Raw genomic sequence first — 25,253 nt, forward strand, 5'->3', positions numbered from 1 at the left:
GGAGCGTGCTGCCACACGCACAAAAGAATGCTGCCCTTTAGGACAGCATTCGAAGCTTACTCTTCTTCTCCTGATACTTCAAACGGGTTCCCCCCGATATGTTTTCTCATTTCGTCTGTTAGTTCAAATGGAGTGTTTTCTTGTGTATCCCCTGCTGCAAAATGGTGACTGCCATCAAAGTGAAATGGTTTACCTTCCAATGTCGACACCTCCGTTTTACTGTAGTATGACCATTATGTACAGGTCCATACAGAACAGACCTTTTACCCAGTAGTATTTACTTATTATAATATGCTTTACTTCCAGAAGATATCCTTTTTTCCCATTTTATATTGATATTTTTTATTTTCTAATACTACGACCTGATCATGGGATGTTGTTGCGATACGCTTTGTTTCCTCCACGAGATGCTGAATGAGACCATGGCACTGCTTCGCCCCCTTCACAAGGAGGGGCACGCCGATCCAATCGATCTTCAATTCCCTTGAAAAAAAACCTCCCGCTGTCATCATTGGAGGGACGGTCGGTGAAGTATTGGAAATGATGATCTTCTCCTTTTGTCCGTATCGATTCAGCAAAATGTCACTCAGATCGGTTAAGGCAGGGACCACATACTTGGAATTCCTTCGTCCGATCGTATAGACGGGACACCCTTCTTCGTCCGTTCCGTGATATAGAATATGCCCTGTGTCTTTTTTTGTAAGTTGGTTAAAATATGGAACAGAAAGGATCTCTTGTTTCGTTAACTTCCCCGGTTTCAATATCTGTAAATGATACGCTGCCGCCATGGACGTGGTATGAGTCCCACCGAAATCGTTGTAAATATAAATCATCTGATCACCTTTAAGAGATTCGTTTTCTTCAGTATGAACGGTCGGGGTGGAGAGTATCCCTTTTCATCTTGATTCAATAAAAAAACCTGCTCCCAAAAATGGGAAAGCAGGAATTCACTGCCTGAATCAACCACCCGCAGGAGCAGGACCGGCTGCAGGTGTTGCTGTACGCTGACCAAGTTCCTGATCCAGTACGAGTAGAGCGGCGGGATTATCTCCGGCAAGTTTCAACCGATCCACAATCGTCAGCGCCTGAGCTTCTTCATCAATCTGTTCTCTCAGAAACTCCTGAATGATGACAGCAGTCTGTTGATCATTCTGGGCGGCATAATTGTACACTTGTTGATAGGAGTTGGTAACGAATCGCTCATGCTCCAGCACTTTTTGAAACGTTTGAAGAGGGGTGCCATACTCTTTTGGCTGCGCAGGGAGCTGCTGAAGTTCGACTAGCCCTCCCCTGTCTGTCACATAGTCGATAAGCTTCAACATATGTGTTCGCTCTTCTTCCGACTGTAGTCTCAGCCAACTGGCCATCCCTGTATAATTCTGATTCGCCATATAGGCGGACATGGCAAGATAGAGAGTAGTGGATACGTGCTCGATTCCAATCAAATTATTTAAGAGCTTTTGAATTTGTTCGTTCAGCATACCCTTCCTCCTTAAAATATATTGGCTCTTCATTTTATTGAAGGAAAGTAATAATTATGATGGATTCATTAAACCTACATATGGTGATGTTGTTTCCCCTCGAGGTACCGCTTTTGTTTTCTTCTGACCCCAAATTCTTCGAGGGTCCCGGAACCACACACGACTCCAAGAACGATGAACACCAGTCCGAACAGATGATAGACCGTCACAGTTTCACCAAGAAAAATCGCCGCTCCCAGAAGTGAGAAAAAGGTATTGAGATTCAGGAAAATCGATGTTTCAGCAGCCCCTATTTTACCAATCGAATGATTGTAGATCATATGTCCGACTGCTGTGGCCAATATGGCTGAGGCAAAAAACAATACCCATATTGCGACCGGTGCATTGCCTAACTGTTTCAGTCCTCCCGGCTCGGTGATCAGGCTGATGACAAACAGAATGGCGGAACCGAACACAAGCATATACCCCGTCAACAACCGGGGATCTAACGTCTTGGCGGCACGGCTTATGATGATGAAGCTCAAGGCTTGAGAAAAAATGGAGATGAAAATGAACAAATCCCCCATCTTCAGTCCACCGAGTCCTTCCCCTCCCGATAATACAATGATCGTCACACCGACACTGCCTGAAAGAAACCCGATGACCTTAATCACGGTCGGCCGGTTCCTGAGGATGATCGTCGCCATTAGAGCCGTTAACAATGGCCCCGTTCCAAGGATCAGTCCCCCATTTGTAGAGGACGTTCCCGTTAACCCGACGGATAAGAAATAATGATGACTGACCACATTTAACAGACCACCGGTAATGATGAACAGAAATTCCTTTCCTGTCGGCTTCCTGATCTTTCCCATCAGGCCAAGGAGGATAAATACTGTAACACCTGCTGTGAAAATGCGAAGCGAAGTGATCGTAACAGGTGTAAATTCGCTTACAAGCGTTTTTAACGCCGGCACATTAAAGCCCCATATGAGCATGATGAACACAAGGATGATATACGTTTGCCATTTTTTCAATACGTCGGAGCCTTCTTTCTATATCGGATATTTCATCCAATCATAGCACCCGAAAGCCATTCCGACTAGAGATAGAAATCCTTTTTTGGAAACAAAAGGGACATTTCAGCCCTGAAATAGACAACAGCTTTTTTTCTCCCCGACCCAAGACTATGCTATAGTATAGGTCGAAAGGGGTTTTTTAACATGACAAATCAAGAACTGCCACCAAAAACATGTACCATCGAGCGTTTAGTCACGAAAGCGGAAGACGTTGAAAAAGTGCTTCAAGGAACGAAAACGGCGACCCGCCGTAATGGAAGATACGCGGATGTCGGGGAAATCATGGAGCTTCAAGGAACGAAATACATAGTGAACAGCGTCTATTCACAGTCACTCGGTGAACTGACAGACGATCACGCCAAGCAAGAAGGGTTTCAATCAGTGGAGGATTATAAAAACGCTATCCTCTCTTATCATCCAGGAATGCCGTGGCACCCCGGCATGAAAGTATGGGTCCACGAATTTAGCTTAGTGACAGAATAGAGCACTTCACATGGAGCAACTGCTATATAGAACATTGATCTATCTTCATGTCATAAGTGTCGTGGCTTCCATCGGGCCATTCTTCTTACTTCTCTTGACGATGAACAAGTTACGGACCGCGTCCCCGTCCAACCTGCCTTCGTACCTGGATACATTCCGGTACACCGTGCAGCTTTCCAAGCATTCAGGGCACGTCCTTGTCGGAACGGGGATCCTCCTCGTACTTCTGGGACCATGGACATGGACGACGCCGTGGATCGTCATGACCCTCGTCATCATGTTCTGTTCTCTCTTCTTTCTGGCACGGGCATTTTCGCCGACTTTAAGGAAATTCGGAGAGGAAGATGCGGACAGGGGAAAGCTTGTTGGAAAGTTACATCGGACCGTTTGGATTTATCTCATTCTCCTCCTGGCCATGCTATGGTTTATGGTGGTGAAACCGGGGATGTGGGTGTAATTCTTTGCGTGTACCAGGTACAGTCGGGGACGATTGTACCCCGTACACGCTTTTTTTGTTCCAATTCCTACTCATCCCCCTTATTATTCCTCGAATCCAATACTTTCATAAAGTAGGCCGTCGGAAGTAACAGGCCGATCGCTGCTTCAAGCAGCGCAAAGAATCTGAGATGACCTGTCGGGATATAATCTCCGTAACCGACCGACAAAATGGTCACCCCGCTATAATAGAGATAGTTAAGGAATGTGTGCTCCACAGGCTTCCCACTCGGCGAGCTTATCCTGAGCATCGGATGGTCAAACGATAGGGCATAGTAGAGGACCGCAAACGCGATCATGATACTGAGAAGCACAAAGAACAGCTTCAAAAAAAACGCTGTGCTGAAATAACTATACTTAAAGTGCTTATCTTTAAAGAAATAAATTAAGTTGGCCAAAATAAATAGAATGGCTCCTACTGTAACGATGGTTGCCAAAACGTGTGAATCCTCCTCTTGTCAATGTAGTATGATTCATTTACCACGTTCGGTCTGTTTAAAACTTAAGACTTCAAATTCTTATTCCTCATCCCCAAAATCCACATATGATGTACCAATCCTCTTTTTAAGAAAGGTGAGAATGACATTGAATCTGCCATATAATACGTACAGACCCGTTCACGGCGGTGGTGGGCATGCAAGTTGGGGAAACGGGCACGGGCATGCGACTTGGGGACACGGAACGAGCTGGAATCAGGGAGGCAATTGGAATCACGGGGGAAACTGGGGATATCACGGTTGGGGCTACCCCGGATTTGCAGCCGGGACTGTGACAGGTTTAGCTGTTGGGGCCGCCGCGTCACCCGGTCCTTACCCGGTGCCGGTTCCTGCTTATCCATATCCGTATCCTTACCCTTATCCTTATCCACCGCCTTATCCCCAATCATAATCAGACCAAAATCCCCGATCCTGAATGGAGTCGGGGATTTTCTGGTGGTTGGATTTTTTGATCGCATAAAAGATGAGCATGTATTCTCTATTAACCTTGAAATTCCTCCCATGGAATAGAGTTAACGGCTCACGCGACAGCTGGACGTTTTTCTATTGAAAAAATGTGGTATAATAGATTAGTTAGCAAATTATTCATAGATTCGTATACACAAGGAGGAAGCAATATGGATTTGTTATTTCCACTTGGACTAGCCATATCCACTGGAGCAATCATTGCCCTTTTAAAAATCATAGCCATCGATATCATTTTATCTGGAGATAATGCCATCGTCATTGCCATGGCAACAAGGAGATTACCGAAGGACCTTCAGAACAAGGCCATTTTCTGGGGAACGGCGGGCGCCGTCATCCTGCGTATTTTCTTTGCTGCCATCATCGTTTATTTACTTAAGATTCCTTATGTGCATCTCATAGGAGGAGTCCTGTTACTATGGATTGCCTACCAGGTCCTCGTTGAAGATGAAGAGGAAGCCAATATCAAATCACACACCGGACTTAGACAGGCCATCATGACCATCATTGTCGCAGACGCCGCCATGAGTCTTGATAATGTCGTTGCTGTTGCAGGTGCCGCACATGGACATATCGGTATGATCGCCCTCGGCGTCTTCATCTCGATTCCGATCATGATATTCGGATCGAAAGCCATTGTGAAAATCCTTGAAAGATTCCGCTGGATCGCTTACCTTGGTGCAGGGATCCTTGCCTACACAGCAGGTGAAATGATAGTGTCGGATGAGAAGTTCCTGGATCTGATCAACCTTCATCACGGAACCATCACCACCATCATTACAATCGGCTTAATGATCCTGGTCCTGCTCTTAGGCTACCTTGCCAACAAGCGAACCCAATCAAACAGCCAAAGAAAAAACGTCGAACAATACAACGCATAACATATCCCAAGATGCTTACCTAGGTAAGCATCTTTCTTTGTGAGGGACGGACCTCACTTTCAGGCCCTGAATGAAACCTTGATAAATAAGGAATTCCCCCTACTTAAAGAAGGTCCGTCCCTCTATTCCATCATCTGCTTAACCAGTTCTTTATTCCTTTTCTTGAAGACTTCGTTATGGGAAGAGACCATGGCGAATTCATTGGCGCCTGGCTGAATGAATTGTTTGGCTTTATTGACCGCGTTTGCTGCATCCTGGAAAGCCCCGGCAATCAGGTTCACTTTCCCTTCATGTTTCAGGATATCGCCTGCTGCATAAAGTCCTTCTATGGAGGATTCGCTCGTTACCGTGCCTGCTATATAATACTCATCGATCATGTCGATATCGAGTGAACTATTCTTAAGTAAAGATGTATCGATTTCATATCCATGATTGATGATCACTTCATCGATCGACAGGTAGGAAACTTCATTTGTCTGGTGATTCGTCAATTCTACCCTTTCAATCGAATCATGGTCGTCACCTGCAATCAATTTAGAAATGGACGTATTTAGTAAGCAAGTAGCCGAGCTGTTCATGAGCTGTGCGCATTGTGCTTCATGTCCTTTGAGGGCGTCCTTTCGATAGGCAATGTATACCTTCTCAGCCACCGGCTCGAGTTCATTGGCCCAGTCGATTGCTGAGTTCCCTCCACCCGAGATGATGACGGTCTTTCCTCTGAATCGTTTCAGTGATTTAACCGTATAGTTTAAATTGGTTATTTCAAAACGTTCTGCCCCTTCGATGTCAAGCTTTTGAGGATTGATGATCCCGCTTCCCACTGCGACGATAACCGTTTTTGAATAATGCTTTTCACCTGAAGAACCTTCAAGAATAAAGATTCCCTCTTCGCTACGGGTAATACATTCAACCTTTTCATTTAGAACGACAGTCGGATCGAATGTAAGCCCTTGTTGAACAAGCTGCTCAATCAGTTTTGCCCCCGCTACAGGAGTCATCCCCCCCACATCCCAGATCATCTTCTCGGGATATACATGTATCTTTCCGCCTAAGCGTGGTTGAAATTCAATAATCTTTGTTTTCATTTCCCTGAGACCGCTGTAAAAGGCTGAGTAAAGGCCTGCTGGACCTCCCCCGATGACCGTAACATCAAATAATTCATTCTCCATTTCCGTTCACTCCTTGAGTAACCAAACTTTAATTGATTATCATTCTCAATTACATCCTATCTCTTTTTCATTCACTTGACAACCAAATTTTTTATTGACATTGGGAAAAAAGGATTATAATATTGAAATTGTTCGATAATGAGAATCATTATCAATTTTATAAATGGAGGTCATAACATGGTACGCCTCTGTACAGACGAATTAAACATTGGTTACGGAGAACGCCTGATTGTGAAAAATCTCAGCGTCGACATCCCGGATAAAAAGATCACCACCATCATCGGATCCAACGGTTGTGGAAAGTCCACCCTGTTGAAAGCGATTACCCGCATCATTCCCCACCACTCCGGCAATGTCCTGTTGGATGGAGAAAATATTTCAAAAGGAAATACAAAAGAATTGGCAAAAAAGATGGCCATCCTCCCTCAAACACCTGAAAGTGCAAGTGGTTTGACGGTTGGTGAATTGGTGTCGTACGGACGTTTCCCCCACCAAAAGGGAATGGGACGGCTGACGAAAAAGGATTATGACGTAATCAACTGGGCCCTTGACGTGACTGGGACTCTTGAATTCAAGTATAGGGAAGTCGATGCCTTATCAGGCGGCCAGCGACAACGTGTGTGGATTGCCATGGCGCTGGCACAGGAAACGGACATCATTTTCCTTGATGAACCTACTACATATTTAGACATGGCCCACCAGCTCGAAGTACTTGAACTGTTACAAAAGCTCAACCTGGAACAGGAACGCACCATCGTAATGGTCCTGCATGATTTGAACCAGGCAGCCCGGTTTGCCGATTATATCGTAGCGTTAAAAGAAGGCGAAATCGTCAAATCCGGAAGTTGCGAAGAAGTCATCACCCACGATGTATTGAAAAAGGTATTCCACATTGATGCCGAAATTGGAAGAGATCCCCGAACAAATAAGCCAATGTGTATCACATACAATTTACTCAAAGGAGAAAATCAACATGAAAAAATGGCTCATTCCGTTTACTCTGATATTAGTGTTATTGGTTAGTGCCTGCAGCAATGGTTCAACGGATGAAGAAGGGACAGAATCAAAAGAAAAGGATCCTAAATCCGATACCATCACCTATCAATCAGAAAATGGTCCCGTAGAAGTACCAGCTGACCCACAGCGTGTCGTCGTCCTATCCTCATTTGCCGGTAACGTGATGGCACTTGATGTGAACCTGGTCGGTGTCGACTCCTGGTCCAAATTGAATCCACGCTGGGATAAAGAACTCGAAGGCGTGGAAGAAGTAACCGATGAAAGTCTCGAAAAGATCATCGAACTGAATCCGGATCTGATCATCGGTTTATCCAATATCAAGAATGTGGATAAATTAAAAGAAATCGCCCCTACGGTTACATACACATATGGAAAAGTGGACTATTTAACACAGCACATTGAAATTGGGAAACTATTAAACAAGGAAGAAGAAGCCCAGAAATGGGTCGATGATTTCAAGAAGCGTGCTCAAGCTGCCGGAGATGATATCAAAGCAAAAATCGGGGAAGACGCGACTGTGTCTGTCATTGAAAGTTTCAATAAGCAATTATACGTATACGGCAACAACTGGGGACGCGGTACAGAAATCCTTTATCAGGAAATGGATTTGAAGATGCCTGAAAAAGTAAAAGAACAGGCCTTGGAACCTGGATATTTTGCCCTTTCGACTGAGGTGATGCCTGAGTTTGCCGGAGACTACCTGGTTATAAGTAAAGATCCTAAAGCGGATAACTCCTTTATGGAAACCGAAACATACAAAAACATTCCTGCCGTGAAGAACAACCAGGTATTTGAAGTGAATATGATGGAATTTTACTTTAATGATCCTCTTACTCTGGATTACCAGTTGGACTTCTTCAAAGACAAATTTCTAGGTAATTAATTCTTAAAGGGGGATTCTTATGATGAGAATCCCCCTTTTCCATACTTTAAAAAGAAAAGATGATGGATGATGCTCACTCAAAATCAACGAATCCCATTTATATTTAAATTGATCGGTGCAGCCTTTCTTTTTGCAGCTGCCTTCTTGGTATCTGTTACATTCGGAGCTGCTGAAACAACGGTGAGGGATGTCTTTCAAGCCCTGACTTTTTCGGCTGAAGGGGATAAAATAAACATCCTTCAAGAGATCCGCTTCCCCCGGGAAGTTGCCGCCATTGTGGTCGGGGCAGCCCTGGCCGTATCAGGTGCCATCATGCAGGGCATGACACGGAATCCCCTGGCCGATCCCGGTTTACTCGGCTTGACAGCCGGAGCGAATGCTTCATTGGCAGTCGCCCTCGCATTCCTCCCCTCCATCAGTTATGTCGGAATCATGATTGCCTGCTTCATAGGTTCTGCCGCAGGGGCCATTATGGTATTCGGGATCAGCTCCATGAAAAGGGGCGGTTTCTCCCCCTTTAGGGTTGTACTGGCCGGAGCTGCAGTCTCTTCCTTTTTATTTGCCATTGCTGAAGGGGTCGGCTTGTATTTCAAGCTATCGAAAGATGTCTCCATGTGGACGGCAGGTGGAATGATCGGTACTACCTGGTCTCAGCTGCAAGTGATCGTACCGTTCATCATGATTGGTATAGTGGTCTCCTTACTTTTATCCAGACAGTTGACGATCTTGAGCTTGAATGAAGAAGTGGCGGTAGGCTTGGGACAGCGCACGGCAGTTGTGAAAAGTATCCTGTTCATCGTGATTGTCCTGCTTGCAGGTGCCGCCGTTGCACTTGTCGGGAATATGGTGTTCATCGGATTGATGATTCCTCATATGGTCCGGGCGGTTGTCGGGACGGATTACCGTTTCATCATTCCGATCTCCTCCCTGTTTGGAGCTTCTTTCATGCTAATGGCAGACACACTTGGACGCACGATCAATGCTCCATACGAGACACCCGTGGCAGCGATCGTCGCGATGATGGGACTTCCGTTCTTCCTGTTCATCGTACATAAAGGAGGGAAAGGATTCTCATGATACATCCGGATTTGATTAGAAAACAACGACGGCTTCTAATTGCATTATTCATGCTTATTGTTACAACAGCTTTTATCAGCATCGGACTGGGCTATTCTTCTGTTTCGTATGGCAGACTCCTCCCCACTCTGTTGGGTGATGGGTCATTCAAAGAAGAATTCATCCTTTTCTCCATACGTTTACCGAGGATCATCATCACGATTCTCGCTGGGATGGCCCTTGCCTTATCCGGTTCCATCCTGCAGGGGATGACCCGGAATGACCTGGCCGATCCCGGTATCATCGGAATCAATTCAGGTGCAGGTGTTGCCATTGCCACCTTCTTTTTATTTTTCCCAATCGATGCGGGGTCATTTGCTTATCTCCTTCCGGTTGTGGCTTTCTGCGGGGCACTCCTTACAGCCTGCTTGATTTACTTATTTTCATATAGTAAGAGAAACGGGATACAGCCTGTCCGGCTTATCCTAGTGGGAGTTGGATTCTCAATGGCCTTGTCGGGGCTCATGGTCATTCTGATTTCGAGTGCTGAACGGGCAAAGGTGGATTTCATTGCCAAATGGCTGGCGGGGAATATATGGGGTGCCGACTGGCCGTTCATATGGGCGATTCTCCCTTGGCTTGTGGTCCTCATTCCATTTGCACTTTATAAATCCCATATGCTTAACCTGCTGGGATTAAGTGAACCCGTTTCTGTGGGGGTTGGCGTCTCGATCAACCGTGCGCGGTTCCTGATGCTGATCGTGGCAGTCGCCCTGGCAGCCTCTGCCGTTTCCGTTACAGGAGGGATCGCCTTTATCGGTCTGATGGCCCCTCATATGGCAAAAGCGATGGTCGGGCCGCGCAATCAACTGTTCATCCCCATCGCCATATTACTCGGAGGTTGGCTCCTGCTCCTCGCCGATACCATCGGCCGGAACATCCTCCAACCCGACGGAATCCCAGCCGGCATCATGATCGCCCTCATCGGCGCTCCCTACTTTATGTACCTGTTACTAAGGAGGGACGGACCTCTCTTTTCAAGTTAAAATGTGATTATGACGGGCTTTGTGCTTGAAAAAGGCAGGTCCGTCCCTCCAGAAAAAGGCCGATCCCCCACTTTCATGTGGGGATCGGCCTTTTTCTTTATAGGATATGGATGGCAATCATTCTGTCGAGTTTCCGGATGTCCATTTTTTGTTGAGGCTTAGGGTAAGCTTTCGGAATTCCCTACCTCGCTGTTGGAGTAACAGCTCTGTTACTATATTCCTCCTCCACCTCGACCTCCACGGGCTTCTTACTCCAAACCGTTGCAAGGATCGGTCCTGAAATATTATGCCATACAGCGGCAATGACACTCGGCAGGGCAGCGAGGGGACCAAAGTGGGCAGTGGCAAGGGCCACCCCGAGTCCGGAGTTCTGCATCCCCACTTCAATGGAGATAGCGCGTCTCGTTCCTTCATCAAGCTTCATCAGGACACCGGTTCCGTATCCCAAGCCAAGTCCAAATAGATTATGAAGAATCACAGCCGTGAAAATGATTGCGCCGGAAGAAGCGATATTTTCAACATTTGCAGAGACGACGGCTGAAACGATGATGATGATCGCGAGAACTGAAATAAGCGGGATGACGTTCAGGCTTTTTTCCACGGTACCTGGGAATAGCTTTCGTATCACTAACCCAAAAGTGATCGGCAGGATGATCACCTGCACGATTGAAAGAAACATGGCGACGGGATCGACGGGGAGCCACTGACCAGCGAGACCGAGAAGGATCAGTGGAGTGGCAATCGGCGCCAAAAGAGTCGACAGTGAAGTCATGGCGACGGATAACGCCAGATTCCCTTTCGCAAGATAGACCATGACGTTGGATGCCGTCCCGCCGGGAACAGACCCCAATAATACCAAACCGGCAGCCAGTTCAGCCGGCAGACCAAGTATGTAAGCAATTAAAAATGCACCCAGTGGCATGATGAGGAATTGTGCCAGGACCCCTGTGATGACAGGAAGAGGTTTTTTTAGTACGAGTTGAAAATCAACGGGCTTCAGAGTGAGCCCCATTCCAAACATCACGACACCCAATAGAATCGTAATATATGCTCCTAAAGATAGAAAGGGAGCGGGAATAAAATAAGCGACAGCCGCTACCAAGATGACCCATACTGCAAAGTACTTCCCTGCCAGATTACTGATGGTTTCAAGTAGTTTCATTTGAATTCCTCCTTCTGTTTATGTACCAGCTTATGAGGGTTGAAGATTCCACAGGGATCAAGTGCCTGTTTGATTTTCTGCATGACCTTCAGGGCTCCCCCGTGCTCCCGCTCTTGATATTTCATCTTCCCTACACCCACTCCGTGTTCACCTGTGCATGTGCCATTCCGTTCAAGGGCGTATTCTACGATCAGTTCGTTATAGATGCCGGCTCTCTTCACCTCTTCCGGATCATTCAAGTCAATCATGAGTGATGTATGATAATTCCCATCTCCCACATGCCCGAGAATCCCTCCGATGAGCTCTAATTCTTCAAGCTTTTTCCGTGCATGCTGAACAGCTCCCGATAATTCAGAAATAGGTACGCAAACATCCGTCACCATGAGTTTCCTTCCCGGGTGACCATGCACATAAGCATAGGCGAGATTATGCCTCGCTTCCCACAGTCTGTTCCTTGCTGCCGTATCCTCTTCAAAGACAATGTCTTCACACTGATGATCGGCCACGATTTCTTTTGTGAATTCAACGTCTTGATTCAGCCCCGCTTCATTTCCATGAAACTCAAGGAACAGAGTCGGTTTTTCCTTATAGTCCGTATCACTGAACCGGTTCACTTGAATCATGGACGGCTCATCTACAAGCTCACACCTGGCAATCGGGATTCCCGCCTGCAGGATTGAAACAACGGCTTCCACCGCATCATCCACATCTTTGAAAGAAGCACGTGCTGCCACGATGTGCTCTGGGATGCCGTATACACGGAGGGTCAATTCCGTGATGCATCCCAGCGTCCCTTCCGACCCTACGAATAAGCTATTCAAGTGATAACCCGAGGAGGATTTCTGTGCCATATTCCCGGTGTGGATCACGTCTCCATCGGGGAGTACCACTTCGAGATCACGTACCTGATCACGCATGACACCGTATTTAACCGACGTCGTCCCACTCGCATTCGTCGCAGCCATACCGCCAAGGGTCGCATCTGCACCTGGATCCACTGAGAAGAAGAGGCCATATTTCTTTAATTCTTTATTCAGTTGTGTGCGCGTCACACCGGGTTGAACCTTTACAAGGAAATCCTTTTCCCTTACCTCAAGGATCTTATTCATCTCGGAAAAATCGATCGTGATCCCTTTGTCATACGGGATGACATGCCCTTCAAGACTGGTACCGAGTCCAAAAGGGATGATGGGGATTTGATGAACGGATGCCACTTTCACGACAGCCCTCACCTCTTTACTGCTCCGGGGAAATACCACCACATCCGGCGGGCTTGGAGAGTGATAGGACTCATCTTTCCCGTGCTGATCCAAAACCGTTTCATTCATTGTCACATGGCCTTCACCAACAACCTCCCTTAATTCATCCAACAAACGACTATCCTTCACACTCATAAGCTCTCTCTCCTTCAAAAAGTATAATGTATCGAATTATACCCAATAATCAGAATATTTCAATAGTCAATTGGGATTCTTTTGAGAAACCATATGAGGGACGGACCTCCAAAAGCGGTCTTTTTACAGAGGAATCCGTATCATACCGGGATTTCGACAAGGTCCGTCTCTCCAAAAAAAGTGGTATCGGAAGAGTTCCGATACCACTTTTTTTGTCATTTTTGTTCTTTTTTTAGTTTTTCATTTAGGAGGGTGAACATTTTTTCCAGGTTTTCTTTTGGTACGGTTTTGTATTGGTCCCCGATGCTTGCTTCAAATACACATTCATTTTCGTTTACTTCTTTTACGTAGCCGGTTAAGCCGATCCCCGTTTCTTCATACACTTCGATCAGAATGGCTTCGATCTGCTTTTGAGGGTAGTGGAAGAAGACGTGAAACATATTCGAAACAGGCGTTTGAGGCAGGGTCCTGATCCCCTCACAATCATTCAAATAAGCAGCCAGTTCTTTCGCTCCTTCATAATATTGATCCATCTTATCGACACGTTGATCGAAATAGTAGTCGGCGCTGATGATGTATGGATAAAGACTGATCAGATCACCGCCATGGCGCCTTTTCCACACCTTGGATTCGTCAGTGAATTCCTCGTCGCCTGCAAGGATCGCACCTGCAATTCCTCCGAATCCCTTATAGAAAGAAATATAAACACTATCAAATAACTCACAGATTTCTGCAGCACTCTTCCCGTAATAAGGGAGCACTTCATAGAGTCGTGCCCCATCCAAATGAAGCTTGATCCCTTTATTCCGGCAATATTGAGAAATGGCTACAAGGGTTTCATACTCAGGCAGCTGTCCTCCTATTTCCCGTTGAGGAAGCTCCAATAATAAGCATGCAATCTCTTCTTTCAAACCAACAACATCTTCAAGAGTAATCACCGAGTCCTTATCCGCCAATAAAATAGGCTCGATCCCGTGTAATTTCTTCAACCCATCCTCTTCATGTATTTCCAGGTGGCATAATGGATGGTACGCCACTCTCTGCACCCCTTTTTGATCACACCATATGCGGAGGGCGATCTGCTGGGCCATCGTCCCGCTTGGAAAGAACACGGCCTGTTCTTTCCCCAGGCTCTCTGCCATCTTTTGTTGAAAGTCTTCTATGATTTTTCCTGATCCATATATATCGCTGTCCAAATCACCATCGAAACCCTCAAGAGCCTCCTTCAGGACCTGAAGATCCCTTTTCCCATGACCCTGTAAAGGATGGTACGCATTTTTATACGCTTCAAATAACGTTTTTTCCCCCATCAAGATTCCCCCTTCTATGATTTCATCGCCTCGGCAATGAATCCCTTGATCCGTTTCTTGTATTCTTCTTCTTGTACCGTGAACCCTTCTGTATGTCCTGCCCCCGGTACGATCCATAATTCTTTCAGACCCTTCGCAGCCTTATACAAGCGATTGGCCATCTCCGTCGGGACCAGTTCATCCTGATCGCCGTGAATGATGAAGAGGGGCAAATGGTTCTTCTTCACCTGTTCCAATGCCGATGCTTCCTTGAATGAATATCCTGCTCTCACTTTTGTCACCACACCCGTGATGTCCATAATTGGAAACGCAGGTAACCGATAAAGATATTTCAACTGATGGGCAAGCTCCTCGTCCACTGAAGTATATCCACTGTCTGCAATGATTCCCTTTACCTCATCAGGAAGGTCTTCACCACTCGTCATCAACACGGTCGCAGCTCCCATTGAAAAACCATGGAGAAAGATGGTGTCCTGCCCTTTTTCATTGATCAGCAAATCAATCCACCTTTTCACATCCAGCCGGTCGTCCCAGCCGTATCCGATATAGTCCCCTTCACTCTTTCCATGCCCCCGTGCATCAGGCTTCAGGATATTGTATCCCTCTTCATAATAGAATCTGGTGATCTCCGGCATTTGCTCACTGTTCCCCTTATATCCATGAGCAAGTATCACCGTTTTCCCATTTGGCGACTCGTTCTCGAGGTATTGGGCTCTAAGGGTCAGCCCATCCTCCGATTCAACCTCAACCGTTTGAAAATCCCGCTTACTTGTCCAGTTTCTTAATTCTTCCAACCTCTCCTGTTCTTCCTCCAATGCACTGACTGCCTCGACCGCTTCTTCCGTCCCGCCGTAAAGCTCCACTGCTTCATTGCTGCGGTTGATGGCTACATCGTAAAAGTAGTTGCCGGCAACAGTCAGACCAATGAGTAGAAACAACACCAAACTGCTGACAATCCACAGAATTTTCTTTTTCATGGCACGTTCTCCTTCATACAAGTAGTTATCTCTATTTTACTTGAAGGCTGCCTAAGTTTCACAGAAAAAAGACCTGCTTACATGTTTCTTCCCTAAAAAAAAACGCCCAGGTTCACTGAGCGTCTCTGTTGAAGCCTAAGCCATGACATTACTGCCTTCACGCCACCTGTTCATCTGCGCTTTTTCAATGAACCCTGCTCGTTCAGCGTATATCCTGATCACATCACGAATTTCTTCAGGCAAGTATTTTTCATTTCGGCCGTGACCGAGGGATTCATAACCGGACCCCCGCTGTAAATAATCAGAAGAGGCAACGGAATACCATTTCTCATCCTCCAAGGGCGTACCGCCGATGAGGATTTCAGAGATTCGCCGTCCTTCTTGAATAATTTCTGCACCGGACACATGAAGTCTGCCGACGAATTTCCCCCTGAACCCCGGACCTCTTCCATCAGCCAAGCAGACCTGGGCATCCATGGAATCCTCGATCGCCTTCCGGATATGCTTTCCCTGGATTTCGAAGGAGGTCGGATTCAATGGGGATGGACAAATCTCGATGAGTTTCTTATGACTGATATTTTGAAATGCCCCGGCGTTCACAATACCACTATTGATTAATCCGAAATCGCATTTCAGCATGTCCTGCAGACCGTCGGCAATCAAATTCGTCATCGGATTCTCTTCCATCACATCATGCCAAAGGGGCCGGTCGAGTGTGTAAAGCGGCCTGCTTAACACCTCGATCGCTTTTTCTTTATTGTCTTTCAGGATATCGATTACCTCTTGATCAACCGGAAAGGACTTTGTCGAGATCGTTTCACCGCGTATCAGTTCAACCCCCTCCTTTGTTACATCCACTTCGATCAGACCCACATATTCCCCATAGCAGCCCGCACTGTTCAACACAGTACCATTCACACTCTTTGCCCGCGCATAAAGCTGATGATCATGAGCTGAAAGAATCATATCCACTTCATCCAGCTCATTCGCAAGTTCCTCGTCAATTTCTGTACCCACATGATTCAGGAGAATACAGACGTCATATGTTCCACGGTGACGAACGAGTTCCTCCTTGATGGCTTTTTTATAATCCGTAATGTATACCCCGAGACCCTCATTGAACCCTTGCAGGTCAGGGGATGCACCCGTTATAAAAATTCGCAGGCCGTTTTTCTCCAGAATGACGCTTGACTTCACTCCGCTGATGGGTGCTTTGTCTTTTCTGTACAGATTGTTGCTGATAAAAGGGATCGGACTACTACCAGCCATATGTTCAAGGGTATCGAAGCCGTTGAACATCTCATTGTTCCCGATGGTCAATGCATCATAGCCGACACTTCTAAGCAGTTCAATTGCAGCCATCCCCTTTGTTCCCTGAAGCTCGATGCTTTTGAAATCGGCAAAATCTCCCCCGTCCAGCACAATCGTATTTTCATCTTTATATTCTTTGATCAGTGTCGCGGCTCTCGCGAATGCCTCAAAGTGGCTGTGTACATCATTTGTATGTAATATTTTCAGTTTCATTTTTACCCCCACCAATGTTTGTCAGAAAACTCTCTCTATTTAATAGTATAGGAATTTATGATTGTGTAAAGGCTTTTTATGGAAAAAAAAGAGAGCTTATCTTCCATGCGATGGGAGGTAAGCTCTACACTTAAGATTCTTCAGTTTGATCATCTACCAGCTCTGTATAGACAACAAGTCGTTCAACGTAGTTATGAATGTCATGATCGAAATAACCTGTGCATGTGATCAGATTCAGCATCCTTTTCTCACTCGGTCCAAAAATCTTCCGAAGCGGTGCATCATCTTTATCATAGGCGATCTTTTCCCTCACCACGAATGTAAGAATTTCTCCAGATTCCCCCTGCAGATGGATCTTATCACCGGGCTCAAGCGTCTTCAGCTCAAAGAAAACAGCCGGCTTTTTCTCATCATCTACATGTCCTGCAAGAACGGCATTTCCTTTTTCGCCCGGTTGAAAGCCCGGTTCAAACCACGCTACATCCTTTCCGTTCTTTGGAAGCTCCATATTCCCGTTCTTATCAAGCCCAAACTCCTTGATCGGCGCCTCAAGTCCTAGCTTAGGGATCGACAGGAAGGTTGGTTTGATCTTGTTCTCTTCTTCTACTGCTTCAGGCGTTTTGGCTTGAACAGGTTGTTCAACGGTGGATGATTGAACACCGGTATCCGGAACGGTTTGAGGCTCTTCGGCAGCACATGCCGCCAGAAGAGCCATAAGGGGAATTGTCAGTAATCGTTTTTTCATTATTTTTGCAGTTGTCTGCGTGTGACAAATAGTAGAGCCGCTCCACCTAATACCACTGACGCAAGGACAATTGGAAGATTGGAAGATTGTTCAGTCGCTGCTCCGCCCATCCCTGTTTCTGGCATGCTTCCAGGCATCATCGTATAATCCTTCAATACAAGCACTTCTAATTGATCGGCCGTGTTAATGGCAAATACGCTGTATACCGTGTTTTCTTCAAGCATCGTACCGGACAGATCCAACACTTGATCTCCTTCAGGTGTTCTGATTTCTAAATCATATGTTCCCGGATCTACTTCCTTGTAATCTGTGATTGCTTTGAATTCTGCCCCGCTGAAAAGTGCATCTCCACCTACAGGACCTACATCAACAGTCGATGCATCCGGTGAAAGATGTCCTACGCGTACCTTCGTCATCCCTTCCGTTACATCCATAGAATCTTGTGCCACGACTAGTTCCAGGTTTTCCAATGTATTGGCCGCTGCTACAGTGTAAGCCATACCTGCTTCAACCGTCAGGTCTTGAGAAATGACCGGATCTTCGCTTCCCATGGTCCCTGCAGCATAAATTTCTACTTTATGGTCTCCGGCAGGAAGATTCATATAATCCGTCGCTGCTTTAAATTCCGCACCTTCCACCACGGCATTTCCGTCAACATATACATCGACAGCCGGGGCATCCGGAGAAGCATGTACGATACGAACCATCGCGTCATTTTCTGCTGCAAACGCACCTCCTGCCAGTGATAGGAAAAGCATTGCTGTTACAAAAATCGTAAAAATCTTTTTCATTTCATCCACTCCTTTTATTTTGTACAAGTTTTGTAGTTTACTTGTACACTAAATGTATAATCATATGAAAAAGATTTCAACTTTGAACTGCACTACTCAGCACATTCACTCTCTTCGATTCACAAATAAGTGCCTCCTCATTCAAACAAGGGGACCCCGGGATCCTTATCATAGCAGTGAACAAGCATACTATGAAGCTGTCCACGATGGTGATAAAGATGAGCTGCGACCTCCACCAGCCATTCGAATCTTGTATATGTCACTCCCCAATAGGCCGTGGTCTCTTCTACCAGCATATCTTCAGTCCAAGCCGCCACCTGCTGTTTCAGATAGTGAAAATTCTGCCGTAGTTCCACTCTCATGTCATCGAGGGTATGGATAGATTTACTCCTGTAAAAAGAGTCCATTTCTTCTCGGCTGGCTTCCCCGGCGATGAGGTCATCCGCCATGCAGATGAGAGAAATATGCGAAAGCAGCTCCCCTACGGAATGCTTGGAAGGAGTCGGTCTCATGTTGAGGTCTTCCTCTTTAAGGCCGGCCATGATGTCAATGATCGACTCTACGGCTACTTCGATTTGATGCAGGGTGCTTCGACAATATACATTCATATTCATTCTCCTTATGACCTTTTACCTCTCATTATACAAGGAGATACCCATTGACACATTCCATTCGGTGCATATACAATGTGAAATAATCATTTTGCATAAATAAATATATTCGCATACTCGTATAATATTGGAAATATGGTCCAAAAGTTTCTACCAAACTACCGTAAATGGTTTGACTACGAGAGAGAGCAGCGACAGCAGTCCCTGCTCTTCTCTCTCTTTAAGTCAAACCCCGGATGGAGCCCGGGGTTTTTCTATTCGATAAGGAGAGGATCACATGAGTACACAAAAAGAATCACTAAAGAAACGGATTGCAGCGGCCAATAAGGATATCCCTGCTGACGTGGTCATAAAAAACGCGAAAATCATCGATGTCTTCAACCTGGAAATCACGGACGGGGATGTCGCGATAACTGACGGGATGTTTGTCGGCATCGGGAAATTCGAAGGAAAACAAGTGATTGATGCTAAGGGGAAATATATGAGCCCCTCCTTTATCGATGCACATGTCCATATCGAATCCTCCATGGTCACCCCTTCTGAGTTCGCTAAAGTCGTTCTCCCACACGGCGTCACAACCGTCATCACTGATCCACATGAAATAGCCAATGTATCCGGTGAAGACGGCATCCGGTTCATGCTGGACGATTCTGAACACATTCCATTAGACGTCTTCACCATGCTTCCATCCTGTGTCCCTGCCACACCTTTTGAACATTCAGGGGCCACTTTGACAGCACATGAATTGACCCCTTTTTACCAGCATGAACGTGTCCTCGGACTGGCAGAAGTGATGGATTACCCATCTCTGCAAAAACGGGAAGACTCGATTGTGGACAAAATGACCGCCACCGCTTCATTCACACACAATATGGACGGCCATCTGGCCGGTCTTGATACGAATGCCATCAATGTATATAAATCAGCAGGCATCCGGACCGATCATGAGTGTACCTCCGTTCAAGAAGCAAAGGAACGCTTGCGGAGAGGGATGTACCTTTTGATTCGGGAAGGGAGTGTCGCAAAGGACCTCTTGTCCCTCATCGGTGTCGTCAATGATAGAAATGCACGCCGATGCCTCTTTTGTACAGATGATAAACATCTGGATGACTTAATCGAAGAAGGCAGTATCAATCATAATATCCGGTTAGCCATCGGGGAAGGCCTCGATCCACTATTGGCGATTGCCATGGCATCCCTGCATGCCGCCGAATGTTACGGCCTACATCAAAAAGGAGCCGTTGCACCTGGCTACGAAGCGGATTTCGTCATGCTTGAAAACCTTGAAACAGTGACCATATCTGATGTGTTCAAAGCTGGAAAAGCAGTTGCTAAAGATGGGAAGTACATTGGAAATACAATTGTCAAAACGGTTCCTGACCCATCCCTGACGTCAACAGTTCATATTCCTGATATCACTGAAGAAGATCTGAAAATCAAAATCGGAGCTGCTAAAAAAGCCAATATCATTGAAATTAATCCCAATCAGCTTCGAACCAATAAAAAAATCGAAACGGTACAAGTAGAAAACGGGAGCTTCAAAGCCTCCCCCATACATGATCACCTCAAAATCGTCGTCGTGGAAAGACATACCCAAACAGGCAACATTGGATTGGGCATCGTCAAAGGCTTCGGACTGAAGGATGGAGCCATCGCCACCACCATAGCCCATGATTCCCATAACATTGTGGCAACGGGCACCAATGACGGGGATATCCTGATGGCTGTGAAGGCACTGGAAGAAATGAACGGCGGCCTTGTCATGGTGAAGGATGGACGGACCATTGCCTCCCTTCCTTTAGCCATATCAGGTTTAATGTTTGAAGGGGACTATGAAGACGTTGCAAGGGGACTTCATCAGTTGAAGGATGCCTTCGATGAAATGGGATTCTCCGGGGACTTTAATCCGTTCTTAACCCTCTCTTTCCTCACTCTGCCCGTGATCCCGGAATTGAAGCTGACGGATTTAGGGTTGTTCGATGTCGGGGATTGCCGGCATATCGAGGTGAGTGTAGAGAGATGATACGTGGAGTTGGATGGTTTGGTTGTTTTTTGTTTGACTGTTGAATTTCCCGCAGTTTTCAGCTGCTGATTTTCACCCTAATTTCAGCAGCTAAAATCCACTACCAACCCTAAAAGGTGCCATGCACAGAATCTTCATTCCGTGCATGGCACCTCTTTTTAATATCTTATTTACTTCCCTGACCCGCTTCTTCAAACTCTTTTTCTTCCACTTCGTTTGAAGCTGCTGCTTCCTTGTCTCCTGACTCGGAAATGGCAGGCTGGTAATGCGTCGGTTGAGTCCTGTTTGCATAGGACTTCAGTAATTCCCCCACATCGATGCCTGTCATTTCACGGAGTGGCTCCTGCATGTCAAGCATCGTTCTTGTGATGCTTTTACCAAAGGAAGGAACACCTTGGCCATTACCCGAATCGATGATCTTAACTGAATCGATGTTATTCAGAGGTTGAGCGATCTTCTCTGCGAATATCGGCAGCATTTCGATGAGTTTCTCGGTGATGATGACATCTCCGTGTTTCTCCATGGCCTCAGCCAGGAGTTTACGGGATTCAGCTTCGGCTTTACCGCGTTCACGGATGACATCGGCTTCGGCAGACCCTTCTTCCCTGCGGATCTTCGCTTTTGCTTCCCCGTCGATTTCCGATTTTCGTGCTTCCGCTTCCGCCTTACGAGTCGTTTCGTAATAATCTGCATCTGCTTTCGTTTTACGGACTTTCGATTCTTCCGCCTCAAGCTTAACTGCGCGCTCACGTTCAAGGAATTGAAGGGTCAGCTCTTCTTCTTTTACTTCCTTGGCAAGTTTCGCTTTTTCAAGCTCATAGGACTGTTCGGACTTCGCTCTTGCCCGTTCGGTTTCTTCTTTGAAGGCAGCATCTTTGATATCTTTTTCCTTTTTCGATTCTGCAATCGTGATTTGGCGTTTGTATTCTTCTTCTTTCGCTTCCTGGTCGGTTTGGGCACGGTGGATACGTGTTTCACGTTCTGTGTTCGCTTCAGCGATTTCAGCTTGTTTCCTCACCTCAGCGATACGCGGGCGACCAAGGTTTTCTAAGTATCCATTTTGCTCGTCAGCATCCCTTATGTCCGTCAAACCGAGTGACGTGATTTTAAAGCCCATCAGATCAAGCTGTTTCTGGGCGATTTCCGACACATCGGCATTGAATTTTTCACGGTTGCTGTTTATGTCTTCCACGGTCATTTTTGATAGAATCGCGCGGAGGTTACTTCCCAGTACCTCGATGATTTCATCTTCAATTTCTTTTTGATCCTTACCGAGGAACTGCTCGGCGTAGTTTGCAATCCCGTTCAAGGTATCGGCAACCTTCACCATGGCCACGGCATCGGCCACGATCGGCACTCCTCCGTTTGTGTACACTCTTGGTGTCGATAGTTTCAATTGGAATGATGTAAGGTTAACAGGAGTGGACGTCTGGAAACGTCTTAATCTGTATCCTCCACCACGGATGATTTTCATGGAACGGCCTTCCTGGTCGGTGAAAATATTCGATTCCTTCTCAGGATCCCCCAGTTTCGGTCCGGTAATGATCAGTGCCTGGTTCGATTTCGCCGTACGATAGCGGAACCTCATCCAGAAGTAATATGCGATCCCCACAATTGCTGCAATAACCAGAACAGGAATCAGGAAAACGAAAAATCCAATCACACTCAATGATCCTAGCATTCTGACAACCCCTCTCGACAATTTTTAAATCAGGTATCTGATTTAATTTATATAAAAGTGCTAGCTACACTACTATATACGGATCTGAATACGAAAAAGTTTCAATAAATTAGGCGAATCTCCTATTTTTATATAAATAGAGATCTATTTCTTCCCTTTTTTCTTCCTTTTACAATAAATAATCATCAGGAAATGATTCTCTATGATAAAATTAAACCGTTCAACAATTTAATCATTGCTCATTGGTGGAAATGATTTTTAGGTCATTTCCTTAAAAGGGAAGTTGGTGAAAATCCAACGCGGTCCCGCCACTGTAAAGCTGAGATTTCATATGTATCCACTGTTTCACTTTGAAATGGGAAGGAATTTGAAATCGGAGACGCTGAGCCAGGAGACCTGCCAATTGAGAAGAACACGAAAGTCCTACGGGAGATAGGAGGGTGTTGCGCAAATGAAACGTCACAAAGGATATCATAGGTTCCTGGACGCTCGCTTGGAGTAGCCACATCTTCTTTTTCAAAAAGGAAGATGCTTTTTTATTTCGTCAAAAAGGAATCAGGGAGATGAAAATATGGAACAAGCTTATTCAGTGAAGCGTTCACGAACCGTACAGACAAGATTGGTACTGCCCCCGGATACCAATCATATGCAAACCATCTTTGGAGGGAAAGTTCTATCCTATATCGATGAAATCGCTGCACTGTCAGCCATGAAGCATTCGAGTTCTGTGGTGGTCACGGCTTCGATCGATTCGGTCGATTTCCTGTCATCCGCAACTGTCGGTGACGCACTCAGCCTAGAGGCGATTGTAACTTCCACGGGAAGGACTTCAATGGAGGTGTACGTAAAAGTTTTCTCTTCGAATCTATTGACAGGTATCAAAACCTTGACGACGGAATCATTCCTTACCATGGTTGCGGTGGATGAAAACGGTAAGCCGAAACCGGTGCCGAAAGTGATCCCGGAAACAGAAGAGGAGAAGAGGTTGTTCAAATCATCTGTTCTGAGGAAGGAACATCGAAAAAACCGGGCATTGATAAAATAAGTTCTTGGGTATGAACAGTACGCTGTTCATACCCTTTTTCAACAATAAGTATTGTCTTACCAGTAAAAGAAAACCGAGCAGATGATGACGGCGATCCATGCTGCGGATGACCAAATTCCTGCCCGCATTAAATCCTTGTCGGTAAAATAACCGTAAGAGTAGCTGATCAGATGAACCGGGGACTGGGTGACGAGGAAAAAGCCCGGGACGCATGCCAGGAACACCGGCATGGCAATTTGCATGGGTGATAAACCCGGTATGGTGTGCCCGATCGTGATGCTGAGAGGGAGCATGATGGTCAAAAACCCCAGGATATTAACGAATACGATTCGAATAATACTCGTACATAAGATGAGGAGCAGGATGATCACCCAGGGTTGTCGGCCAGTAAGTATAGTATTCAACCCTTCTGCCATCCATTCAATCGTCCCTGTCTTGACCAGCATCCCCGATACCATCAGAGTGGAGGCAAAAAAGAGCATCAGATCCCAATCAATCGATTCCCGCGCTTCTTCCCACTTCCATACTCCCGCCAATGGAATGACGGTCATACATGCACCCAGAAGGCCAACCTGAGGAATGGAATATCCATGCAGAGGCTGTGCAATCCACAGGATCAACGTTCCCCCGATGATACACATGATTTTCTTTTCATTGATGCCGACCGGGCCAAGCTCACTGATTTTTTTTTCGATCAACGCCAATAACAGCTTTCGGTCAATCTTCTCAGGGGGAAAGATCATTAAGAATATTCCCCACAATATCACGATAAAAAGCAGCACCGGTATTCCAAAAATCAGGAACCATCTTATATAATTCAGATCGCTTGAAACGTCGCTTAATATCCCGAAAGCGTAGATAGTGGAACTGGCCCCAGTCGCGACAAACGACCCTGAAATGGCAGCCAGATAGGCAACCCCTATAAACAGCGACTTGCCCAGATAATGGACATCCGCTATTTTTCGCAGACTTTTCATCAGGCTGTCGAGTACTGATGATAACAGGCTGCCCTTCCCTACATTCGACGGTATCAGGACAGACAGGATAGTCATGAGCAGAAATGAAATGAAAATCAACGCCTTCCCCGACCCTCCAGACAGCTTTAACATATAGAGCGATACCCTGCTTGCCAGACCGGTTTTGATGAATGCAGTCGAGATAATGAATGTGGAAAACAAGAGCCAAACAATTCCCGAACTAAAATAACTCAAAGTCTGTTCATAACTGAAAAAATGAAACGATATCAGCAGTATAAGCAGCAGCGAACTGAACGCTAGAGGAAATACTTTGCCGATCCACAGGATTTGAATGATAATGAGTGCAGCGATAGCCTTCCAGGTTTCATCCCACTCAAAAAATGGGAGAAAGAATAAGGCATATAATAGAAAGGTAATAACCAGTAACAGTTGTTTTTTCATGACGATTACTCCCATCTTTCAATCAAAGGAAAAAGCCACCGGAG

26 protein-coding genes and 2 riboswitches are annotated in these 25,253 nt (G+C 46.0%); of the genes, 10 read left to right on the plus strand and 16 right to left on the minus strand.

The genetic code is table 11. The annotated features are described in order from the left end of the window. Window positions 1-56: 56 nt before the first annotated feature. From BVI01S_RS22715 to BVI01S_RS04925, 4 genes are all read right to left on the minus strand, one after another. A complete protein-coding gene (locus BVI01S_RS22715; protein WP_167562096.1) occupies window positions 57-200 on the minus strand; it encodes a hypothetical protein in 144 nt (47 codons plus the stop codon). 96 nt (window positions 201-296) lie between these two features. Further along, window positions 297-833 (minus strand): DUF3189 family protein, encoded by a 537-nt coding sequence (locus tag BVI01S_RS04915; RefSeq protein ID WP_061809489.1) that lies wholly within the window; start codon window positions 831-833, stop codon window positions 297-299. Between the two features lie 126 nt (window positions 834-959). Beyond that, entirely contained in the window at window positions 960-1,478 is a 519-nt protein-coding gene (locus tag BVI01S_RS04920) for a ferritin (RefSeq protein WP_034762863.1), read from the minus strand. Between the two features lie 77 nt (window positions 1,479-1,555). Further along, window positions 1,556-2,494: a DMT family transporter gene (locus BVI01S_RS04925; RefSeq protein WP_061809490.1), complete on the minus strand. Its 939-nt coding sequence runs from the start codon at window positions 2,492-2,494 to the stop codon at window positions 1,556-1,558. 186 nt (window positions 2,495-2,680) lie between these two features. Between BVI01S_RS04925 and BVI01S_RS04930 the strand changes: the two genes are divergently transcribed. Both BVI01S_RS04930 and BVI01S_RS04935 read left to right on the plus strand, forming a co-directional pair. After that, window positions 2,681-3,019, plus strand: coding sequence for an ASCH domain-containing protein (locus BVI01S_RS04930; protein ID WP_034762520.1), 339 nt, complete (start codon window positions 2,681-2,683; stop codon window positions 3,017-3,019). 19 nt (window positions 3,020-3,038) lie between these two features. Then, the gene (locus BVI01S_RS04935) at window positions 3,039-3,476 is read left to right on the plus strand and encodes a hypothetical protein (RefSeq protein WP_174523015.1); all 438 of its coding nucleotides are present in this window, start codon (window positions 3,039-3,041) and stop codon (window positions 3,474-3,476) included. A 67-nt stretch (window positions 3,477-3,543) separates the two neighbouring features. Here the strand turns inward: BVI01S_RS04935 and BVI01S_RS04940 are convergent, their stop codons facing one another. Continuing rightward, window positions 3,544-3,951 carry a potassium channel family protein gene (locus BVI01S_RS04940; RefSeq protein WP_061809491.1) on the minus strand — a complete coding sequence of 136 codons (408 nt, stop codon included), beginning with the start codon at window positions 3,949-3,951 and terminating at the stop codon, window positions 3,544-3,546. A gap of 148 nt (window positions 3,952-4,099) precedes the next feature. Between BVI01S_RS04940 and BVI01S_RS22120 the strand changes: the two genes are divergently transcribed. Together BVI01S_RS22120 and BVI01S_RS04950 are read left to right on the plus strand one after the other, a co-directional pair. Beyond that, window positions 4,100-4,402 carry a hypothetical protein gene (locus BVI01S_RS22120; protein ID WP_231480008.1) on the plus strand — a complete coding sequence of 101 codons (303 nt, stop codon included), beginning with the start codon at window positions 4,100-4,102 and terminating at the stop codon, window positions 4,400-4,402. 226 nt (window positions 4,403-4,628) lie between these two features. After that, window positions 4,629-5,357, plus strand: coding sequence for a TerC family protein (locus tag BVI01S_RS04950; RefSeq protein ID WP_034762512.1), 729 nt, complete (start codon window positions 4,629-4,631; stop codon window positions 5,355-5,357). Window positions 5,358-5,479: 122 nt separating this feature from the next. Here the strand turns inward: BVI01S_RS04950 and BVI01S_RS04955 are convergent, their stop codons facing one another. Beyond that, on the minus strand, window positions 5,480-6,526 hold the full coding sequence (locus tag BVI01S_RS04955) for an NAD(P)/FAD-dependent oxidoreductase (RefSeq protein WP_034762510.1): 1,047 nt from the start codon (window positions 6,524-6,526) through the stop codon (window positions 5,480-5,482). 177 nt (window positions 6,527-6,703) lie between these two features. Between BVI01S_RS04955 and BVI01S_RS04960 the strand changes: the two genes are divergently transcribed. From BVI01S_RS04960 to BVI01S_RS04975, 4 genes are all read left to right on the plus strand, one after another. After that, on the plus strand, window positions 6,704-7,549 hold the full coding sequence (locus BVI01S_RS04960; protein ID WP_061809492.1) for an ABC transporter ATP-binding protein: 846 nt from the start codon (window positions 6,704-6,706) through the stop codon (window positions 7,547-7,549). Beyond that, the gene (locus BVI01S_RS04965) at window positions 7,500-8,426 is read left to right on the plus strand and encodes an iron-hydroxamate ABC transporter substrate-binding protein (RefSeq protein ID WP_034762507.1); all 927 of its coding nucleotides are present in this window, start codon (window positions 7,500-7,502) and stop codon (window positions 8,424-8,426) included. The genes BVI01S_RS04960 and BVI01S_RS04965 overlap by 50 nt, the downstream gene beginning before the upstream one ends. 69 nt (window positions 8,427-8,495) lie before the next feature. Continuing rightward, window positions 8,496-9,503, plus strand: a complete 1,008-nt coding sequence (locus tag BVI01S_RS04970; protein WP_034762504.1) for a FecCD family ABC transporter permease — start codon at window positions 8,496-8,498, stop codon at window positions 9,501-9,503. Continuing rightward, the gene (locus BVI01S_RS04975) at window positions 9,500-10,528 is read left to right on the plus strand and encodes a FecCD family ABC transporter permease (RefSeq protein WP_061809493.1); all 1,029 of its coding nucleotides are present in this window, start codon (window positions 9,500-9,502) and stop codon (window positions 10,526-10,528) included. Before BVI01S_RS04970 ends, BVI01S_RS04975 begins: the two co-directional genes overlap by 4 nt. A gap of 181 nt (window positions 10,529-10,709) precedes the next feature. Here the strand turns inward: BVI01S_RS04975 and BVI01S_RS04980 are convergent, their stop codons facing one another. The 8 genes from BVI01S_RS04980 to BVI01S_RS05015 all read right to left on the minus strand — a co-directional run bounded on the left by BVI01S_RS04980 (window position 10,710) and on the right by BVI01S_RS05015 (window position 19,039). Continuing rightward, a complete protein-coding gene (locus BVI01S_RS04980; protein WP_034762500.1) occupies window positions 10,710-11,690 on the minus strand; it encodes a bile acid:sodium symporter family protein in 981 nt (326 codons plus the stop codon). Further along, window positions 11,687-13,084, minus strand: coding sequence for an FAD-binding oxidoreductase (locus tag BVI01S_RS04985; RefSeq protein ID WP_034762497.1), 1,398 nt, complete (start codon window positions 13,082-13,084; stop codon window positions 11,687-11,689). Before BVI01S_RS04985 ends, BVI01S_RS04980 begins: the two co-directional genes overlap by 4 nt. A gap of 215 nt (window positions 13,085-13,299) precedes the next feature. Further along, window positions 13,300-14,394 (minus strand): threonine aldolase family protein, encoded by a 1,095-nt coding sequence (locus BVI01S_RS04990; protein WP_034762494.1) that lies wholly within the window; start codon window positions 14,392-14,394, stop codon window positions 13,300-13,302. Window positions 14,395-14,408: 14 nt separating this feature from the next. Next, the gene (locus tag BVI01S_RS04995; protein WP_034762491.1) at window positions 14,409-15,371 is read right to left on the minus strand and encodes an alpha/beta hydrolase; all 963 of its coding nucleotides are present in this window, start codon (window positions 15,369-15,371) and stop codon (window positions 14,409-14,411) included. Window positions 15,372-15,506: 135 nt separating this feature from the next. Then, the gene (locus tag BVI01S_RS05000) at window positions 15,507-16,895 is read right to left on the minus strand and encodes a bifunctional metallophosphatase/5'-nucleotidase (protein WP_061809494.1); all 1,389 of its coding nucleotides are present in this window, start codon (window positions 16,893-16,895) and stop codon (window positions 15,507-15,509) included. 130 nt (window positions 16,896-17,025) lie between these two features. Further along, window positions 17,026-17,640 carry a class F sortase gene (locus BVI01S_RS05005; protein ID WP_061809495.1) on the minus strand — a complete coding sequence of 205 codons (615 nt, stop codon included), beginning with the start codon at window positions 17,638-17,640 and terminating at the stop codon, window positions 17,026-17,028. After that, window positions 17,640-18,431 (minus strand): DUF4397 domain-containing protein, encoded by a 792-nt coding sequence (locus BVI01S_RS05010; RefSeq protein WP_061809496.1) that lies wholly within the window; start codon window positions 18,429-18,431, stop codon window positions 17,640-17,642. Before BVI01S_RS05010 ends, BVI01S_RS05005 begins: the two co-directional genes overlap by 1 nt. A 137-nt stretch (window positions 18,432-18,568) precedes the next feature. Continuing rightward, complete coding sequence (locus BVI01S_RS05015; protein WP_061809497.1) at window positions 18,569-19,039, minus strand: DinB family protein; 471 nt, start codon at window positions 19,037-19,039, stop codon at window positions 18,569-18,571. 100 nt (window positions 19,040-19,139) lie between these two features. After that, window positions 19,140-19,241, plus strand: a riboswitch (purine riboswitch). A gap of 78 nt (window positions 19,242-19,319) precedes the next feature. Here BVI01S_RS05015 and ade point away from each other — a divergent pair. Beyond that, window positions 19,320-21,065, plus strand: a complete 1,746-nt coding sequence (gene ade / locus BVI01S_RS05020) for an adenine deaminase (RefSeq protein ID WP_061809498.1) — start codon at window positions 19,320-19,322, stop codon at window positions 21,063-21,065. Window positions 21,066-21,231: 166 nt separating this feature from the next. Here the strand turns inward: ade and BVI01S_RS05025 are convergent, their stop codons facing one another. After that, on the minus strand, window positions 21,232-22,746 hold the full coding sequence (locus tag BVI01S_RS05025) for a flotillin family protein (protein WP_051758416.1): 1,515 nt from the start codon (window positions 22,744-22,746) through the stop codon (window positions 21,232-21,234). A gap of 226 nt (window positions 22,747-22,972) precedes the next feature. After that, a riboswitch (cobalamin riboswitch) is annotated at window positions 22,973-23,164 on the plus strand. A 153-nt stretch (window positions 23,165-23,317) separates the two neighbouring features. Between BVI01S_RS05025 and BVI01S_RS05030 the strand changes: the two genes are divergently transcribed. Next, a complete protein-coding gene (locus tag BVI01S_RS05030) occupies window positions 23,318-23,791 on the plus strand; it encodes an acyl-CoA thioesterase (RefSeq protein WP_034762477.1) in 474 nt (157 codons plus the stop codon). A 56-nt stretch (window positions 23,792-23,847) separates the two neighbouring features. Here BVI01S_RS05030 and BVI01S_RS05035 read toward each other — a convergent pair whose 3' ends face one another. After that, window positions 23,848-25,209: an SLC13 family permease gene (locus BVI01S_RS05035; RefSeq protein WP_034762475.1), complete on the minus strand. Its 1,362-nt coding sequence runs from the start codon at window positions 25,207-25,209 to the stop codon at window positions 23,848-23,850. Between the last annotated feature and the right edge of the window lie 44 nt (window positions 25,210-25,253).

The sequence above is a fragment of the Rossellomorea vietnamensis NBRC 101237 genome, from assembly GCF_001591825.1.
In the GTDB taxonomy this organism is placed as follows: Bacteria; Bacillota; Bacilli; order Bacillales; family Bacillaceae_B; genus Rossellomorea; species Rossellomorea vietnamensis.